Source organism: Nitrincola lacisaponensis (assembly GCF_000691225.1).
Lineage (GTDB): Bacteria > Pseudomonadota > Gammaproteobacteria > Pseudomonadales > Balneatricaceae > Nitrincola > Nitrincola lacisaponensis.
This window is the reverse complement of record NZ_JMSZ01000015.1, coordinates 39,590-58,538: the sequence shown is the minus strand read 5'-3', so window position 1 is coordinate 58,538 and position 18,949 is coordinate 39,590. Positions and strand designations below refer to the sequence as shown.

The following is an 18,949-nucleotide window of genomic DNA, read 5'->3' as shown; positions in this document are numbered from 1 at the left end:
TTGGCAAATTTTAATTACACCTTTTGATGATTAAAATCAAAAAGGCCCCAGAAGGGGCCTTGTCAGAGTCTGATACTACTTGTCAGCTTACAGCAGCAAGCGACGAATATCGCTCAACAATGCATTCAGATCCGTGAGGAATCGACCTGCATCACCACCGTTAATGGCACGGTGATCATAGGACAGGCAGAGCGGGAGCATCAGTCGGGGCTCAAACTCCTTGCCATTCCAGCGCGGCTTGATGTCTGCACGGGATACACCGAGAATCGCCACCTCAGGCGCATTGACGATCGGGGTAAACCCGGTACCACCAATACCACCCAGGCTGGAGATCGTGAAGCAGGCACCCTGCATTTCATTCGGCTTGAGCTTGCGATCTTTGGCTTTACCGGCCAGTTCAGCCGCTTCACGCGAAAGCTCATACACGCTCTTCTTGTCTGCGTCCTTGATCACCGGCACCATCAAGCCATTCGGAGTATCCACTGCCAGACCGATGTTGACATATTTTTTGTAAACAACATGTTCACCGTCTGCATGCAGAGACGCATTGAATTTCTGATGACGACTCAGTGCAATCGCACAGGCCTTGATCAGGAATGGCAGAGGAGTCAGTTTGACGCCTGACTTCAGGGCCTCGTCCTTCATCTCTTTGCGGAAGGCTTCAAGCTCAGTAATATCGGCATCATCAAACTGGGTCACATGCGGAATATTCAACCAGCAACGCGACATGTTATCACGCGTCAGACGGTCAATCTTACTCAGCTTAACCAGTTCAATCTCACCAAACTGACTGAAGTCAACAGCCGGAATTGCCGGAATACCTGAACCACCGCTGACGACCGCACCCTGAGGCTGCTCGGCCAACTGTTTCAGGCTGGTTTTCACATACAGCTGCACATCTTCTTTCAGAATACGGTTGCGAGGGCCTGTACCCGCGACTTTAGCCAGATCAACACCAAACTCACGTGCCAGCGCACGCACAGCAGGACCGGCATGCACCTGGCGATTACTTTTCTCCAGTGCTTGCAGATCAGCAACCGGGGCGGCCTTGGCAGGCGCAGGAGGCGCACTACTCTGAGCGGCTGCAGCCGGTGCAGGTGTAGCCGGTGCGGGAGCTGCCGCCTGCACCGCAGGTGCCGCGCCCTGCACCTCCAGTTCCAGCAACAGGTCATTTTCATTCACCTTGTCGCCTTCCTTGATATGCATCGCCTTGATCACACCGGATAGCGGTGCAGGCACTTCCATTGACGCCTTGTCTGTTTCCAGTGTAATCAGACTGTCACCTTCGCTGACCGTGTCGCCAGCCTTGACCAGCACCTCAATCACATCCACATCCGTAGCGCCACTGAGGTCCGGGATCAATACTTTTTCAATACCACCCGCAACCGGTGCCGCAGCAGGTGCCGGAGCGGCAGACGCCACTGGTACACTGTCAGGTGTTGTAACCGGTGCATCTGCCACAGGTGCGGCACCTTCCACTTCAAGCTCCAGCAACAGGTCATTTTCATTAACCTTGTCACCTTCCTTGATATGCAGGGCTTTAATCACACCTGACAGGGGTGCCGGCACTTCCATCGACGCTTTATCTGTCTCCAGTGTGATCAGGCTGTCACCTTCACTCACGCTGTCACCGACCTTAACCAGTACTTCAATCACGTCAACATCACTGGCGCCGCTCAGATCCGGAATCAAAACCTTTTCTACGCCACCCGAAGCAGCAGGCGCCGATGTCTGGGGTGCTGCAGCCGCTGCTGGCGCCTCAGGTGCAGCTGCGGCTTCAGACGACGCGGCCGGAGCCGAAGAGACGTCTGCATCCGCTGCATCCACTTCCAGCTCAACCACTGCATCACCTTCACTACAGGTATCACCTTCTTTCAACAGAATTCGGGTGACTGTGCCACCCGCTGTAGAGGGCACTTCCATCGAAGCCTTGTCTGTCTCAAGAACAATCAGTGAATCACCTTCGGCAACCACATCACCTTCTTTGACACACACTTCAATGATATCAACCCCTTCATAACCACCGATATCGGGTACTGTAACCGTAATTTTGCTCACAATTCTATCCTCTCGCTTTAGCTGTCAGAAGTACCTGTATTACACGGTCCAGGGAGCCGGTTTTTCAGGGTTGATATGGAACTTCTGCATCGCTTTGGCGACCACGGCGGCCTCAAGCTTGCCCTCTTCCTGCAGCGCTTTCAGTGCAGCCACGACGACGTAGTAGCGGTTCACTTCGAAAAACTCGCGCAATTTGGCACGCGAATCAGAACGACCGAAACCATCCGTACCGAGCACTTTATAACGACGCGGGATGTACTCACGCAGTTGATCCGCGAACATGCGCATGTAGTCTGTTGATGCAATGACAGGACCTTCATGTCCTTTCAGAGCCTGCTCAATATAAGACTCACGAGGTTGCTCTTCCGGGTGCAACATATTCCAGCGATAGACGGCCTGCGCATCACGACGCAACTCGTTGATAGAGGTCGTGCTCCAGACATCCGCTTCCACGCCAAACTCATTGCGCAGAATTTCGGCAGCTTCACGCACTTCGCGCAGAATCGAACCGCAACCCATCAGTTGTACGCGCAGATCGGCCTTTTTGCCTTCTTCCAGCAGATACATGCCTTTGATGATGCCTTCTTCTGCACCAGCTGGCATATCCGGATGCTGATAGTTTTCGTTCAGCGTCGTGATGTAGTAGAACTTGTTTTCCTGGTCCTGGAACATACGCTTCAGACCGTCCTGAATAATGACAGTCAACTCGTAGCCATAGGTCGGATCATAGCTCACACAGTTGGGGATCATTTGCGCCATCAGATGACTGTGACCGTCCTGATGCTGCAAACCTTCACCATTCAGTGTGGTACGCCCGGAAGTAGCACCTATCAGGAAACCTCGCGCCTGCGAGTCACCCGCAGCCCAGGTCAAATCCATCACGCGCTGGAAACCAAACATCGAGTAAAAGATGTAGAACGGAATCACCGGGCAGTTGTTATTGCTGTAGGAGGTGGCACAAGCCAGCCAGGCACTGAATGCACCCGACTCATTGATCCCCTCTTCCAGAATCTGTCCGGTTTTGGATTCTTTGTAGTACATGATCTGATCACGGTCATGCGGGGTGTAGCGCTGGCCCTGAGAGGTATAAATACCCAACTGACGGAACATACCTTCCATACCAAAAGTACGCGCTTCATCCGGTACAATCGGAACAATACGGTTACCGATATTCTTATCCTTGACCAGGGTACTCAACACGCGGTTCAGAGCCATCTGAGTCGAAATTTCACGCTCACCGGTGCCTTTCAACTGGCTGCTGAAGACTTCCAGTTCAGGCGTTTCCAGCTTATCAAAGCTATTGCGCCGTGCCGGATAAAAACCACCGAGCTGCTTGCGCCGCTCAAACATGTATTTCATTTCCGGAGAATCGGGTGATGGACGGTAGTAAGGTACACTTTCCAGCTGCTCATCATCCAGCGGGATATTAAAGCGATCACGGAAGGCTTTCAGGTCATCCAGTGCCACTTTTTTCATTGAGTGAGTATCGTTTTTCGCCTCACCCGACTGACCCGTACCATAACCCTTGACCGTTTGAGCCAGAATCACAGTTGGCTGGCCTTTATGATTCATGGCTGCATGATAGGCCGCATACACCTTGTAAGGATCGTGACCACCGCGGTTCAGGTTCATAATATCCTGATCCGACATATCACTGACCATTTCCAGCAATTCCGGATATTTGCCAAAGAAATGTTCGCGGGTATACGCACCGCCATTCGCTTTATAGTTCTGCAACTCACCGTCACAGACTTCATCCATGCGCTTCTGCAACAGACCCTTATCGTCCTTATCAAACAACGGATCCCAGTGACGGCCCCACAGACACTTGATCACATTCCAGCCAGCACCACGGAAAATTGATTCCAGCTCCTGGACAATTTTACCGTTACCGCGCACCGGGCCATCCAGACGCTGCAGGTTACAGTTAACCACAAAGACCAGATTTTCCAGCTGTTCACGACCTGCCAGAGAGATTGCACCCAAAGACTCCGGCTCATCGCACTCACCATCACCCAGGAACGCCCAGACCTTGCGATTACCACGCTTGATCAGCTCACGCGCAGACAGGTAGCGCATAACATGCGCCTGATAGATTGCCTGAATCGGACCAAGCCCCATGGACACAGTCGGGAACTGCCAGAAATCCGGCATCAGCCAGGGGTGGGGGTAAGAAGACAGACCATTGCCATCAACCTCACGACGGAAGTTGTCCATCTGCTCTTCTGTCAAACGACCTTCCAGATAAGCGCGGGCATAAATACCCGGAGAGATATGACCCTGGAAAAATACCATATCTGATTCACGATCCCCTTCAGGACCATGGAAGAAATAATTGAAGCCAATATCATACAGCGTGGCAGAGGATGAAAAACTGGAAATATGACCACCCAGCGCATCGCTGTTGCTATTGGCACGCATCACCATTGCCATCGCGTTCCAGCGAATAAAGGAACGAATACGACGCTCCATGAACAGGTCACCCGGCATGCGTGCTTCATCTTTGGGAGCAATAGTATTGCGGTAAGGCGTCGTCAGCGAACCGGCGGCTCCCAGACCGATTTCGGAAGCCTTGTTACCCAGTTTCTGCAAAATATAACGGGCGCGGTCATCGCCTTCATGCTTGGCAACTGACTCAAGTGCTTCTAGCCACTCTTGAGTTTCTACGGGATCCACATCTTCTCTTATGTCGTGCACTTTTATTCTCTCCGAACAGTAGATAACTGTAGTTTTGAAAGCCTAGTCCTATGCCGCACGTTTTGCATGCTGCACCGCACAGATATTTTTATGTAGTAATACTACCTTTTTTAGGAAAAACTGTCCATATAGCGTCAAATTGACGCTATTCTCATAAAGGAAGCACTATTTTGTGTAATAAAAATACAAGAACGCAGGTTTTAACTGGCTGTTTTATCAGTCAGATTAAGATCTGCTCGACGAAGAGAGCGTTCAATCCGGGTGTTTTCACGCCCCTGCTCCTGCAACGCATCTTCCACATAGGCTAAATGATCCTGCACTGCTTTACGGGCAGCAAGTGGATCACCTGCTTCTATCGCCTGCAGCAACAATCCATGCTGTTCATGGATTGTTCGGCGATAATCTGCTTTGGGGTAAATTCGTGTGAGATTACCGCCAATATGATGACTTAACAAACTGAATAACGCGCGCATCATATGCAACAAGACAGTATTGTGTGCTGCTGCCGCAATAGACAGATGAAATTCGACATCCGCCCGCACTTCCTGCTCGAACTGCCGCAAGTCATGACAGCGCTGCAAATCTTCGTAGCAGCTACGTATTTTTTGCTTGTCTGCCGGAGTACTGCGCAAGGCTGCATAGTATGCCGAGACGCCCTCCAGCGCATAACGAAACTCCAACAGATCATATTGAGCTTCAGGATGACGTTCAAACAAAGCCATCAGCGGATCAGAAAACCCTGAACCCAATTGATCCGCAACATAGGTACCGCCCCCCTGACGGCTGGTCAGCAAACCTCTGGCAACCAGCTTCTGGACAGCCTCTCGCAAAGAAGGACGAGAGACACCAAAACGTGCAGCCAGTTCACGCTCAGGCGGCAAGCGCTGACCTGGACTCAGCGTACCTTCCAGAATCATCTCTTCTATCTGCTGCAAAATAACATCCGAAATTTTCGGCTGTCGTACACTCTTATATACCATTGAACCTGACACCCATCACCTGACTATCGATACTACTGCCCAACAGTCGTTCGAGATATATTATCCTCTTTGTAATGGAATTTAACCACAAACCGCCTGACATAGCAGTGACTTAATCGTATAGTCAGCCCTTTACTATCGGCAAACGGGTTGAATTGTTATGGAAGTCACCTCCTGGATGGTGGTTGAGCGTATTTTTCAGACTATTTTTCCACTCCTGGCCATCGTGCTCATCGGCTTTCTGTATGCACGTAAACGCCCAACAGACATGTCGGTTGCCAACAAGGTTAATATCGATATTTTCACCCCGGCACTGATCTTCTCGGTTATGTCAGCCGAGAGCTTTGACCTGCCGAGCTACTACCCGTTAGCCTTTGCCGCACTGCTGATCATTATTTTATCGGGCATACTGATCTGGCCACTCTGTCGCCTGATTGGCGTTCATCCAAAAACCTTCCTGCCCCCCATGATGTTTTCCAACAGCGGTAATCTGGGGATCCCGCTGATTGTACTGGCATTTGGAGAGGCCGCCCTGCCTGCTGCAGTCGTACTCTTCCTGGTTGAAAACCTGCTGCACTTCACACTGGGACTTTACATTCTGGATAATAAAACCCGCTTGTTGCACCTGTTACGCATGCCCATGATATTGGCCACGCTGGCTGGTGTGGCCTGGAGCTATACAGACTGGGTTTTGCCTGCTCCACTGCGTACGTTTGTGGATATGCTGGGCCAGATCGCGATTCCATTAATGCTGTTTGCATTGGGTGTACGCATGACCAGTATCGACTTTACCCACTGGAAGATCGGTGTCTGGGGAGCCATTCTGGCACCGGTCACCGGTTTATTGATTGCCCTGTCACTTCAGCCGCTGCTTCAACTTGAGCCCCAGCACTTTGCCTATTTGCTGGTATTTGCCGCCTTGCCGCCCGCGGTACTGAATTATATGGTGTCGGAACGTTACAATCAGGAACCTCACCTGGTTGCAGCAATCGTCTTGATCGGTAATGTCGGCAGCCTGGCATTTATTCCGCTGGTACTGGCATTTACACTCTAGTGACAGGCCACAAGGCCTGTCACTGAGTAGATAAGGTAAGCCTCACTCCTGAGAAGCTGCTGACTCACCCAGTTGCAACATGGCACGATTACGTTCCAGTGTGGCAGGACCAATACCCTGTACCTGAGTCAGCTCCTCTATACTGACAAAGCCACCCTTTTCAGTTCGATAATCAACAATAGCCTGAGCTTTTGCCGGTCCAACACCTACCAGTACTGCAGCAATTTCACTGGCACTGGCTGTATTAATATCAATCGTGGCAGACGCTTGAAGTGGTGCAGCAAACACCAGAGCGAAGAGCAGTGCTAACGCACCCAGAAGAGATCGTTTCATTGAATACCTCCATGTTAATAAAATGGCTGGCGTTCCTGGCCAGCCGGTCAACCTTAACTGATGAAGCACCGAACTGCCAGCTCAGCAACAGCTGATCTGCAACAGTATTGACCCAGATCAAACCTGCCTTACTGAAACCCTGCGGTACGTAATTCATCCACAATGGCTCGGCAGCGTGCTGCCGGATCAGCGGCCTGAGTAATCGGACGACCAATCACCAGATAGTCACTTCCCTGCTGCATAGCTGCCAGAGGCGTCATAATACGCTTCTGATCACCCGCATCGGCATCAGCCGGACGAATGCCCGGCGTGACCAGACAAAAACTGGCAGGCAAGGTTTTACGCAACGCGGCGGCTTCCTGAGCAGAGCAAACCACACCGTGCAAACCCGCCTGGGCAGTCAAATGTGCCAGACGCTCAACCTGCAACATCGGCTCCAACTGAATACCCAGCTCCTCCAGGTCAGACTTTTCCATGCTTGTCAGCACTGTTACAGCAATCAGCAGCGTCTGACACTGGCTTTGTTGTGCCAACACATTCCTGGCGGCCTCCATCATGCGACGCCCACCGGAAGCATGCACATTGACCATCCAGACACCCAGTTCAGCCGCCGCCTTGACCGCCATGGCGGTAGTATTGGGAATGTCATGAAATTTAAGATCAAGAAATACTTCAAACCCCTGTTTCTGCAGGGCCTCCACCACGGCTGGCCCCGCTCGGGTAAACAGTTCTTTACCAACCTTGACCCGGCAGTCAGCAGGATCCAGGCGTGCAGCCATATCCAGGGCAGCCGCCTGGTCTGGATAATCCAGCGCGACAATAATGGGCTTTTTTATATCTGTCATGTGTAGTTCCTGTGTTATTCACCCTCCAAACCCTGAATAACACCTGTAGTATTCCAGGATTTGCAGGAAGGGCACTGCCAGTAGAGGGTTTTACTTTCATAACCGCATTGCTGACATCGATAATCGGGTTTAGTGTGAGTTAGCTGCTGTGTCAGCTCACGCAGCACCTCAAGACTCCGCGTCGATTCGGTTTCACCCTGCTGCAACTGTAATTCAAGCAAGTAATGAAATCCTGCAACGGAGGGATGTTTCTTCAACGCCGGAATCATGAAATGAATTGCTGCAGCAACTCCCTCTTTACCGGCCAATTGCTGCGCTCTCTCAACCACCGCTGTTGCCGATGGATGCTTGGCCAGACATTGATCCAGGTAGGTGCTGTAAGCCTCCAGATTCCCCAGTTCACGATAACAGTCTGACAGCTTCGACAAGGTCTCAGGAATCATACGCGGATCCTGATCAGCCACCTCCTTCAGGTGCTTGATCGCTCCTCGCCAGGCATGGCGCTGCATTCGATGCTCAGCCAACATTAAATTGGCACGTACACAGGTCGGATCCAGTTTTAACGCCTGCTTTAACCAGTTTTCAGCCTCAGGCCCTGGCAAGTCAAACACTGCTTCTGCGAGCTGACAGGCATACTGCGCCATCTCATGCGCCACATCCGCCCGTTTTGAATCCGGCAATTTTAGCGCCGTTTTCAATGCCAGCTCCCATTCCTGCTGTATTTCATAGAGCTTCGCCAGCTGCCGTCTGGCGGTGTGCCGCTGCTCATCTCGTGGATGCTCGGTAATCACAGATTGCAGCAGTCCTTCAGCCCGGTCAAAAAGCCCCACAGCCTGATAGTCCTTGGCCAGGGAGAGCTGAATACGGATAAAGTCCTCTTCGATCAGATCTGATCGTGCGAGCAGTGTCTGATGCAGCTCAATCGCACGCTCATACTCACCTTTACGACGAAACAGATCTGCCAGCGCCAGATAAGCAGGAATCGTATCGGAGTTAATTTCCAGCGCCCGGATAAAGCTCTCAATAGCTTCATCGGTTTTATCATGAATCAACTGATGCAGGCCGCGATAGTAATCTCGGCCTGGAGGGATGTGAGAGGGAGACGCAGGACGACGCTGAAAACGCCCCAGTAACCAACCGGCAGCAACTGCTGCAACCATTGGCACTAACAGCAGGGCGAATTCCAACATATCAGACTGGATCTTTTAAACCTGTGGTACGCAGTTTATTGAGTTCCTGCCGGGTATCGGCCATCTTTTTATTCAGGTAGTAGAGTCGGGTTTTCAATGACAGCAACATCACTGAACTGAGTAACACACCCAACACACCACCCAATGCAAAGGCACCCAGCAACCAGAGTGACAGGCTGGCTTCCGGCAGCGTAAAGAAGATCAAATCGATATTAACCGGCGTCATGTTGTGCAGGGTAAACAGGATACCAGCCAACAGCACCAGCAAAACCAACAATACAACTACCAAACGCTTCAGAAAACGCACCTAATCACCTCCCTCAAAACAGCATGTCAGCTGCTCAAACTGTTATTGACCTGATCACGCATCTCCTTGCCGGGTTTGAAATGCGGAACATATTTGGCATCCAGGGAGACAGCTTCACCCGTTTTCGGGTTGCGTCCAATACGAGGCGCACGATAATGGAGTGAGAAACTGCCAAATCCGCGAATCTCGATTCTGTCTCCGTTCGACAGGGCTTCAGTCATATGATCAAGCATGGTTTTCACCGCCAGCTCCACATCCTTGACGGACAACTGTGGGTGCTGCTCGATCAGGCGTTCAATAAGCTCTGATTTTGTCATGGTTTCCTCCATTAAAATCGCTGAGTGCTCATCACGCTGCCGGTAATACACTATTGGAATGTATTAACGGCCATCTTTTTCCATCTGCGCCTTAATCAGATCACCAATGGTTGTTGGACCTGAGGCCTCCGCGGGTGCCTGTTCTTTAACCGCCTTGATGGCTTCTTTTTCTGTTTGCTCAGTCAACTGCTTGACCGACAGATTCACCGTACGATTACGACGATCCAGACTCGCGATCAGTGCTTCTACAGGCGCACCTGTCGGGTAGAGTGCTGCCAGATTCTCCACACGTTCACGAGAAACTTCAGAGACTTTCAGAATGCCTTCTACACCTTCAGCGAGTTCGACCACAACCTGACGCTCATCACTGCTGAGCACTGTACCCTGAACCTGGCTGCCTTTGGGATGATCATCAGCAAACTGGGCAAAGGGGTCATTGTGGACCTGTTTGATACCCAATGCGATACGCTCACGCTCCGGATCAACAGACAAGACAACCGCTTCAACTTCCTGGCCTTTGCTGTATGCCTTGACTGCCTGCTCACCAGGCTCATCCCAGGACAGATCAGACAAATGCACCAGACCATCGATTGCACCATCCAGCCCGATAAAAATACCAAAATCAGTAATCGACTTGATGACACCAGTGACACGATCGCCCTTGTTACTGGTACGGGCAAAGCTTTCCCACGGGTTTTCACGACACTGTTTCATACCCAGGGAGATGCGACGACGCTGCTGATCAATATCCAGAATCATAACATCAACTTCATCACCCACCTGTACGACCTTAGAGGGATGAATATTGCGGTTGGTCCAGTCCATTTCAGAGACATGCACCAGCCCCTCGACCCCCTCACCTATTTCGGCGAAACAGCCGTAATCGGTCAGATTGGTCACACGGGCACGGACTTTATCGCCGACTTTATTCTGGCTGATCAGTTGATCCCACGGATCAGCCTGCAACTGCTTCAGACCCAGAGATACACGGCTGCGCTCTTTGTCGAATTTCAGCACCTTGACATCAATTTCCTGGCCAATGCTGAGCAGCTCGCTTGGGTGCTTGACGCGTTTCCAGGCCATATCAGTAATGTGCAGCAGTCCGTCAATACCGCCAAGTTCAATAAAGGCACCATAGTCGGTCAGGTTCTTCACCACGCCTTTGATGACCAGCCCTTCCGCCATATTCTCAAGCAGTTTTTCACGCTCTTCAGTATAGGCTTCTTCAAGGACAGCGCGACGGGATACCACAATGTTATTGGTCCGGGCATCCAATTTGACCAGCTTGAACTCCAGCTCCTGGCCTTCCAGATACGCCGTATCGCGGATGGGACGGACATCAACCAGTGAACCCGGCAAGAATGCACTGATACCGTTCACATCAACAGTCAAACCACCGCGTACTTTTCCGGTAATGTGCCCTGTGACCGTTTCATTGGCCGTATAGGCTTTTTCCAGAACACCCCAGGATTCAGCACGTCGGGCTTTTTCACGTGACAGGAGGGTGGTTCCAAAACCATCTTCCAGCGCTTCAAGTGCAACCTTGACCTCATCGCCAACAGCTACAGTCAACTGGCCCTTATCATCCTTGAATTGCTCGAGCGGAATCACGCCTTCTGATTTGAGACCGGCATTGACGATCACAAAATCATTTTCAATGGCAACAACCGTTCCAGTCACAATAGAGCCTGGTGCCATCTCAAGCTCTTTCAGACTTTCTTCAAACAGCTCAGCGAAACTCTCACTCATTACCCGCATCCTCAGACTGAAACTGCCTAACGCAGCCCCTTGTGTTTTGCTTCATCCAGCACCACCTCCAACACCTCCTCAATTGTCAGTTGGGTGGTGTCCAGAATCACCGCATCAGGCGCCGGTTTCAGTGGCGAGATACTGCGGTTCATGTCCCGCTCATCCCGCGCTTGTATGTCTAACAGTATATCTTCAAGGCTAGCACTCAGTCCCTTGCTAATCAACTGCTTATATCGGCGACTTGCACGTTCTTCCGCACTGGCATCCAAATAGACCTTTAAACGGGCCTCAGGGAACACCACTGTGCCCATATCACGGCCGTCTGCGATCAGTCCCGGCAGGGCTGCAAAGTCGCGCTGCCGCTGCAATAACGCCTGCCGCACCGATGGCATCGCAGCGACAATCGAGGCATCAGCACCAATGGCTTCGGTACGAATCGCATCGGTCACCTCCTCCCCCTCCAGTACTATTTTAATCTCTGCAGCCGTACCTGCCAGAAACTGCACATCCAGGTGTGCCGCCACGACTTTCAGTGACTCTTCATCGGTCATCGGAATGCCATGATGTCTCGCAGCCACTGCTGTCAGACGGTAAAGTGCACCACTATCAAGCAGATGCCAACCCAGCTGCTGAGAAAGCAAGCGACAGATAGTGCCTTTACCGGAGCCACTGGGGCCATCTACGGTGATGATCGGTATGAAAACTGTGGTGGACATGCGTCCGCCTCCTTTTGCGTTATTACGCCCGCCGAACTCAACGCACCGGGCTAGCTGTTTTTATGCGCGTGGCCAGCGCTGTGCTCACTCACCCTGTGAGGGTACGGGCTCAGCAGTCGGAGTCTCCGAACGCGCAGCAGGTTTCAACTCATAAGCCGTACCTGAGAGCAATGTACTAAAATATTCACGCGCGACACGCGCACGTGTAAAAATACCCAGCAAGGTCTGACTGTCGCCCTGATCAATTGCTTCCCGCAAACGTGCCAGCCCGGTCGTAAACTGATCTATCTGACTGAGTAACGCATCACGGTTGGCCTGGCAGATATCATGCCACATCACCGGATCACTCGCAGCGATACGGGTAAAATCACGAAATCCGCCGGCCGCATAGCGAAAAATATCCTTATTCTGTTCCTCATGTGCCAGTGTATCGACCAACGAGAAAGCCAGAATATGCGGTAGATGACTGGTTGCTGCCAGCACCTCATCATGACGCTGTGGTGTCATCTGCAACACATCCGCACCAAGCGCCTGCCATAGCGATGCCAGCCTGCTCACAGCACTCGCATCCGTCTCTGGCAGAGGTGTCAGGATGACTTTATGCCGTTCAAACAGATGGGCATTTGAAGCCTGAACACCGCTCTTTTCAGCACCCGCAATCGGATGACCGGGAACGAAGCAGGCAGGCAGGTTCCCAAATACCCGCTGCCCGGCTTCAATAATATTCATCTTGGTACTGCCAACATCGGTCAGCAGCGTGCCGGGTTTCAATACCGGGGCCAGCGTTTCCAGTAACGCTTCGGTGGCCTTGACCGGAACCGCCAGCATCACCAGATCAGCCTCAGCGGCAGCCTGTAACAGATCCTCGGCCTGCTCATCAATAACACCCAGCTGCAACCCCAGCTGACACTCTTGAGGGTTAAGGTCATAACCCACAACCCGATCAGCCAGGCCTCGCATTTTGACCGCACGGGCAAAGGAGCCACCAATCAGGCCTAACCCCACCACCAGCACACATTTCAGCCTGTCACTCACGAGTACACCTTTTTCAATGCCGCCACAAAGCGCAGATTTTCTGCTTCGGTACCAATCGTGACACGCAAATGGCGAGGCAAGCCATAGACTGCCAAAGGCCTCACGATCACACCTTCATGCAACAACGCCTGATAAACAGGCAATGCATCCTGCTTCAGATCCAGCGTAATAAAATTGGCAACCGATGGAATATAGTCAACCTGCAATGCATCCAGCGCCACTGTCAGTTGCTGGTATCCAGCTGCATTCACTGCAACTGTGCGCTGTAAATACGCCTCATCATCCAGAGCGGCACAGGCTGCCAGCTGCGCCAGACTGCTGACATTAAAAGGCTGACGTACACGATTCAACAGATCTGTAATGACCGGATTCGCAACCGCAAATCCAACCCGCAATGCCGCCAGGCCATAGGCTTTTGAAAAGGTTCGCGTGACAATCAGATTAGGGTAGCGCGACAGCTGCTGTAGCCCCTGAGGGGTATCAATGGCCGCCGCGTATTCACTGTAAGCCTCATCCAGCACGATAATCACTGAGTCCGGAACCCGCGCCATAAATGCGTCAAACGCCTGATTGGAAAAATGGGTACCGGTAGGGTTATTGGGGTTAGCCAGAAAAATAACGCGGGTTTTGTCAGTAATCGCATCGGCCATCGCCTGCAGATCGTGCCCGTATTCCTGCGCAGGCACCTCGACTCCTTGAGCACCACAGGCGCGCGTCACCAGAGGGTAGACTATAAAGCCATACTGGGAATAGATGGCTTCAGTCCCTTCACGCAAAAACGTCCGCGCCACGATTTCCAGCAGATCATTCGATCCATTGCCCAGCGTGAGTTGCTGCGGCGAAACCGCAAAGCGACTTGCCAGGCGCTGTTTAAGACTAAAACCATTGCTGTCGGGGTAACGTGTCAGTCCAGCCAGTCCCGACTCAACAGCAGCAACCACCTGGGGGGACGGGCCAATCGGGTTCTCATTACTGGCCAGTTTGACGATCTCATCCAGACCCAGTTCACGCTCCAGCTCTTCGACTGGCTTGCCAGCCTGATAAGGCTGTAACAATTGTACGCCTGGATTGGAAAGCGCCACATAATCACAGCTCATGCATGCATTCCTGTATAAGTCAGAGAACAGCTCTGGGATAGGACCCCAGCACTTTAAGCGTATCCGGCCCCTGAGACAATTCGCTCAACAAGCCTTTTATCGGCGCATCTTCCTGATGCCCTTCAAAATCAATATAGAATAAAGAGTAGTGCTCCTGACCCTGGTGCAAGGTTCGACTTTCCAGGCGCGTCAGGCTGATACTGCGCTGACGGAAGGCCCCCAGCACATCATGCAACACCCCGGGCTGATCACGCATGGATAACAAAATCGACGTTTTGTCTTTGCCGCTGGGTGCAACATACTGCTTGCCCAATACCAGATAGCGTGTATCCGCCGCCAGGCTCTTGTCATCCACAGGATCAAGCACCAGCTCGACTTCACCACAAATGCGCAAATCATAGCGGCGAAACAAGTCCAGTGTATGACTGACCAGACCTTCATGCGTACTTTCAACGGGGGTGACCGCATAATGACAGTGCCCCTGCTCGACTGCCTTGAAAGCCTGTTCAGCATCACTCATGGCCACACCTTTGACAGAAAAGCCAAAATGCTTGCGGACAGCCTGCTCTGTATAGCTGCCTTCGGGTCCGGGGTAAGCCACATTCAAAGGCTGCTCCAACGCCAGGCAGACGGACATGATTTCACGAAACAAACGCGCCATATCCTTGCCAGGAAGTGGTCCGTCATTACGTTCCATCACCCGCCGCAGCACCTGAGCTTCACGCTCAGGGCGGTAAAACACGGCTGGATGCTGAGGACTGCAACGCAGCTTGACCTCAGCCACCTGCTGAGCACAGGCCGCACGCTGGTTAATCAGTACCTGAATCTGCTGATCTATGCTGTCGATCTGCTGACGCAACGCCAGCAGAGCTGTATCAGCATCCAGGCTGTCGGAACTGGATTCAGGAGTCTGTGTATCAGCCATGACGCTTCTCGAAATCTGCCATAAAGCTGACCAGTGCATCTACGGCCGCTTCAGGGACAGCATTGTACAGACTGGCACGCATGCCCCCCACTGATCGGTGGCCCTGCAGATTCAGCAAACCGGCCGCTTCAGCTTCCTTCAGGAAGATGGCATCCAGCGCATCATCTGCCAGCGTAAAGGGTACATTCATGATTGAACGGCTGGAAACTGCAATCGGATTGGCATAAAACGCACTCTGATCGATTGCTGCATAGAGTTTTGCCGCCTTGCGGCGATTCACCTCGGCCATCGCCTGCACACCGCCCTGACGCTTCAACCACTGGAACACCAGACCTGCCAGATACCAGCCAAAGGTGGGTGGTGTATTGTGCATCGAGCCGCCCTGGGCATGTACCTGATAATCATACATGGTGGGAGTTCCAGGCAACGTCTGACCCAGCAGGTCATCCCGCACAATCACGACCGTCAGGCCGGCAGGGCCAATGTTTTTCTGCGCACCGGCATAGATCACGCCGAACCGGCTGACATCCAGCGGGCAGGACAGAATATCAGATGACATATCCACAACCAGCGGCACATCACCAGTATCAGGAATGAAATCAAACTGCACCCCGCCAATGGTCTCATTGCTGGTGTAGTGCAGATAGGCTGTTTCCGCACTAAGCTGGATCTCTGCAGCATCAGGTGCTCTGAGGAAACGATCAGCTTCCGTAGAGGCCGCCAGATGCACATCACAGTAACGCTTGGCTTCTGCTATCGCCTTTTTCGACCAGATGCCGGTATTGATGTAATCTGCACGCGTCTTGCCTCGCAGCATATTCATCGGCAGCATCGCAAATTGACTGGTTGCACCGCCTTGCAGGAAAAGTACGCGATACTCATCCGGTATCGACATCAGATCACGCAAATCCTGTTCAGCGCGTTCCGCCACCGCCACAAATTCATCACTGCGATGGCTCATTTCCATGATTGACAGGCCTTTACCCTGCCAATCACACAAATCCCGTTGAGCTTCCAGTAACACTTCATCCGGCAGTGCCGCCGGCCCCGCACTAAAATTAAATGTACGTGTCATGTGTGTAGTTAATCCGCTTCTGACTCGGCTTCTTCTTCATCTGGCTCTTCAATACGCGCCAGTCCTACCAGCTTTTCATCCTCACTCAGGCGAATCAGCATCACGCCCTGAGTATTACGTCCCAGTACCGAGATTTCATCTGTGCGTGTACGCACCAGAGTGCCACGGTTACTGATCAGCATGACACCATCGCCGTTGAATACCTGCACGGCACCTGCCAGCGCACCATTACGCTCAGTACACTGCATGGCAATCACACCCTGACCACCACGACCACGTAACGGGAAGTCTTCGACAGCGGTTTGCTTGCCATAGCCTTTTTCAGAGGCTGTCAGAATCTTGCCATCCTGCTGAGGAATGATCAGCGAAATGACGCTGGCATCTTCCGGCATACGCACACCACGAACACCGCGTGCTGTACGACCCATCGGACGTACATCCTGCTCATTGAAGCGCACTGCCTTGCCTGCACTGGTGACCAGCATGACATCATCATTACCATTGGTAATCGCCGCACCCACCAGACAATCGCCTTCGACGATATCCAGCGCAATCAGACCGGTACTGCGAGGACGGGAGAAACTCTGCAATGGCGTTTTCTTCACGGTTCCCTGTGCAGTGGCCATGAAGATAAAGCGATCTTCATCAAACTCCTTGACCGGCAGGATGGTATTGACGCGCTCACCTTCCTCCAACGGCAGGATATTGACCAGAGGACGACCACGTGAGGCTCGGCTGGCCGGTGGAATTTCATAGACTTTCAGCCAGTACACCTTACCGCGGCTGGTGAAGCACAGGACCGTATCATGTGTATTGGCAATCAGCAGGTGCTCGATAAAGTCTTCATCCTTCATCGCTGTCGCTGACTTGCCCTTGCCACCGCGACGCTGCGCCTGGTAGGCATCCAGCGGTTGGGTCTTGGCATAACCACTGTGAGAAATGGTCAGAACCATGTCTTCTTCCGTGATCAGATCTGCAACGGTCAGATCCTGCTGGGAAGCCATGATTTCAGTACGACGAGCATTTGCATACTCCGCCACAACGGCTTCCAGCTCTTCACGAATCACTTCCATCAGACGTTCACGGGACGACAGAATCAACAGCAACTCGGCAATACGCTCGACCAGGCTGCGATATTCGGCAATCAGTTTTTCATGCTCAAGACCAGTCAGACGGTGCAGACGCAGATCCAGAATGGCCTGAGCCTGAACAGGCGACAAATAATAGTGCCCGTCTCTCAGGCCATACTGAGGTTCCAGGTCTTCCGGACGGCAGGCGTCTTCACCGGCACGTTCCAGCATATTCACCACTTCACCCGGCTGCCAGGGCATCGCCACCAGGCGCTCACGGGCATCTGCCGGCGTCGGTGACTCTTTAATCAGCTGAATCACCGGATCGATATTGGCCAGTGCAATCGCCAGACCTTCCAGGACATGTCCGCGCTCACGGGCCTTGCGCAGCTCGTACACTGTGCGACGTGTAACAACCTCACGACGGTGCAGAATAAAGCATTCCAGCATGGTCTTGAGATCAAGAATACGTGGCTGGCCATCGACCAGAGCCACCATATTGATCCCGAACACACTTTGCAGCTGCGTCTGGGTAAACAGGTTGTTAATAATCACTTCAGGCACTTCGCCACGACGCAGCTCAATAACGATACGCATACCGTCCTTGTCTGACTCGTCACGCAGTTCACTGATACCTTCCAGTTTTTTCTCTTTAACCAGCTCAGCAATTTTTTCGATGGTACGCGCTTTGTTCAGCTGATACGGAATCTCGGTGATCACCAGCATCGGGCGACCATTACGAGGGTTTTCCTCGATATGGTGACGAGCACGTACATAAATACGGCCACGTCCGGAACGATAGGCCTGCAGTATGCCGGCACGGCCATTGATGATACCGCCAGTCGGGAAGTCTGGACCGGGAATATACTCCATCAACTCATCAACGGTCAGATCTGGCTGTTCAATCAGTGCCAGACACCCTTTTACCACTTCACCCAGATTGTGAGGTGGAATATTGGTTGCCATGCCCACCGCTATACCGGAAGAACCATTCACCAGCAAGTTGGGCACGCGGGTTGGCAGGACCGCCGGAATACGCTCAGTACCGTCGTAGTTATCTACGAAATCGACCGTTTCCTTATCCAGGTCCGCCAGCAGATCATGTGCGATCTTGGCCATACGAATTTCGGTATAACGCATCGCCGCAGCGGAATCGCCATCAACGGAACCAAAGTTCCCCTGACCATCCACCAGCGGGGCCCGCATGGAAAAATCCTGCGCCATTCGGACAATCGTGTCATATACGGCGCTGTCCCCATGAGGGTGGTATTTACCGATAACATCACCGACCACACGGGCCGATTTCTTATAGGGTTTATTCCAGTCGTTACCCAGCTCGTGCATGGCAAACAATACCCGGCGATGTACCGGTTTGAGACCATCACGTACGTCAGGCAGTGCACGCCCGACGATAACGCTCATGGCATAATCGAGATAGGACTGTTTAAGCTCATCCTCAATATTGACTGGCAGGACTTCTTTGGCTAGATCACCCATTCGC

Annotated in this window: 16 protein-coding genes; 1 reads left to right on the top strand and 15 read right to left on the bottom strand. The window is 52.4% G+C overall.

Annotated elements, in window-relative coordinates; all coding sequences use genetic code 11:
• Window positions 1–87: 87 nt before the first annotated feature.
• The 3 genes from aceF to ADINL_RS02595 all read right to left on the bottom strand — a co-directional run bounded on the left by aceF (window position 88) and on the right by ADINL_RS02595 (window position 5,735).
• Window positions 88–2,058 carry a dihydrolipoyllysine-residue acetyltransferase gene (gene aceF / locus ADINL_RS02605; RefSeq protein WP_036543673.1) on the bottom strand — a complete coding sequence of 657 codons (1,971 nt, stop codon included), beginning with the start codon at window positions 2,056–2,058 and terminating at the stop codon, window positions 88–90.
• Window positions 2,059–2,097: 39 nt separating this feature from the next.
• Window positions 2,098–4,746 (bottom strand): pyruvate dehydrogenase (acetyl-transferring), homodimeric type, encoded by a 2,649-nt coding sequence (gene aceE, locus ADINL_RS02600; RefSeq protein ID WP_036543921.1) that lies wholly within the window; start codon window positions 4,744–4,746, stop codon window positions 2,098–2,100.
• Between the two features lie 209 nt (window positions 4,747–4,955).
• The gene (locus ADINL_RS02595) at window positions 4,956–5,735 is read right to left on the bottom strand and encodes an FCD domain-containing protein (protein ID WP_036543671.1); all 780 of its coding nucleotides are present in this window, start codon (window positions 5,733–5,735) and stop codon (window positions 4,956–4,958) included.
• A gap of 160 nt (window positions 5,736–5,895) precedes the next feature.
• On the opposite strand from ADINL_RS02595, the gene ADINL_RS02590 reads away from it, so the two are divergent.
• Window positions 5,896–6,789 carry an AEC family transporter gene (locus ADINL_RS02590; RefSeq protein WP_152547599.1) on the top strand — a complete coding sequence of 298 codons (894 nt, stop codon included), beginning with the start codon at window positions 5,896–5,898 and terminating at the stop codon, window positions 6,787–6,789.
• 42 nt (window positions 6,790–6,831) lie between these two features.
• Here ADINL_RS02590 and ADINL_RS02585 read toward each other — a convergent pair whose 3' ends face one another.
• The 12 genes from ADINL_RS02585 to gyrA form a co-directional block, all read right to left on the bottom strand.
• Window positions 6,832–7,122 carry a ComEA family DNA-binding protein gene (locus ADINL_RS02585; RefSeq protein WP_036543669.1) on the bottom strand — a complete coding sequence of 97 codons (291 nt, stop codon included), beginning with the start codon at window positions 7,120–7,122 and terminating at the stop codon, window positions 6,832–6,834.
• 128 nt (window positions 7,123–7,250) lie between these two features.
• Complete coding sequence (gene pyrF, locus ADINL_RS02580; RefSeq protein ID WP_036543667.1) at window positions 7,251–7,967, bottom strand: orotidine-5'-phosphate decarboxylase; 717 nt, start codon at window positions 7,965–7,967, stop codon at window positions 7,251–7,253.
• A 14-nt stretch (window positions 7,968–7,981) separates the two neighbouring features.
• Window positions 7,982–9,157, bottom strand: a complete 1,176-nt coding sequence (gene lapB / locus ADINL_RS02575; RefSeq protein ID WP_036543665.1) for a lipopolysaccharide assembly protein LapB — start codon at window positions 9,155–9,157, stop codon at window positions 7,982–7,984.
• A gap of 1 nt (window position 9,158) precedes the next feature.
• The gene (locus ADINL_RS02570) at window positions 9,159–9,464 is read right to left on the bottom strand and encodes a LapA family protein (protein ID WP_036543663.1); all 306 of its coding nucleotides are present in this window, start codon (window positions 9,462–9,464) and stop codon (window positions 9,159–9,161) included.
• Between the two features lie 26 nt (window positions 9,465–9,490).
• Window positions 9,491–9,799 carry an integration host factor subunit beta gene (gene ihfB, locus ADINL_RS02565; protein ID WP_275574400.1) on the bottom strand — a complete coding sequence of 103 codons (309 nt, stop codon included), beginning with the start codon at window positions 9,797–9,799 and terminating at the stop codon, window positions 9,491–9,493.
• A 45-nt stretch (window positions 9,800–9,844) separates the two neighbouring features.
• Window positions 9,845–11,530 carry a 30S ribosomal protein S1 gene (gene rpsA / locus ADINL_RS02560; RefSeq protein WP_036543660.1) on the bottom strand — a complete coding sequence of 562 codons (1,686 nt, stop codon included), beginning with the start codon at window positions 11,528–11,530 and terminating at the stop codon, window positions 9,845–9,847.
• 26 nt (window positions 11,531–11,556) lie between these two features.
• Entirely contained in the window at window positions 11,557–12,246 is a 690-nt protein-coding gene (gene cmk, locus ADINL_RS02555; protein ID WP_036543658.1) for a (d)CMP kinase, read from the bottom strand.
• An 84-nt stretch (window positions 12,247–12,330) separates the two neighbouring features.
• Window positions 12,331–13,281 (bottom strand): prephenate dehydrogenase/arogenate dehydrogenase family protein, encoded by a 951-nt coding sequence (locus ADINL_RS02550; RefSeq protein ID WP_152547598.1) that lies wholly within the window; start codon window positions 13,279–13,281, stop codon window positions 12,331–12,333.
• Window positions 13,278–14,378: a histidinol-phosphate transaminase gene (hisC, locus tag ADINL_RS02545; protein WP_036543655.1), complete on the bottom strand. Its 1,101-nt coding sequence runs from the start codon at window positions 14,376–14,378 to the stop codon at window positions 13,278–13,280. The genes ADINL_RS02550 and hisC overlap by 4 nt, the downstream gene beginning before the upstream one ends.
• Before the next feature lie 19 nt (window positions 14,379–14,397).
• Complete coding sequence (gene pheA, locus ADINL_RS02540; protein ID WP_051632497.1) at window positions 14,398–15,303, bottom strand: chorismate mutase; 906 nt, start codon at window positions 15,301–15,303, stop codon at window positions 14,398–14,400.
• Window positions 15,296–16,378: a 3-phosphoserine/phosphohydroxythreonine transaminase gene (gene serC, locus ADINL_RS02535; protein WP_036543653.1), complete on the bottom strand. Its 1,083-nt coding sequence runs from the start codon at window positions 16,376–16,378 to the stop codon at window positions 15,296–15,298. Before serC ends, pheA begins: the two co-directional genes overlap by 8 nt.
• Before the next feature lie 8 nt (window positions 16,379–16,386).
• The gene (gene gyrA, locus ADINL_RS02530; protein ID WP_036543652.1) at window positions 16,387–18,945 is read right to left on the bottom strand and encodes a DNA gyrase subunit A; all 2,559 of its coding nucleotides are present in this window, start codon (window positions 18,943–18,945) and stop codon (window positions 16,387–16,389) included.
• Window positions 18,946–18,949: the final 4 nt, after the last annotated feature.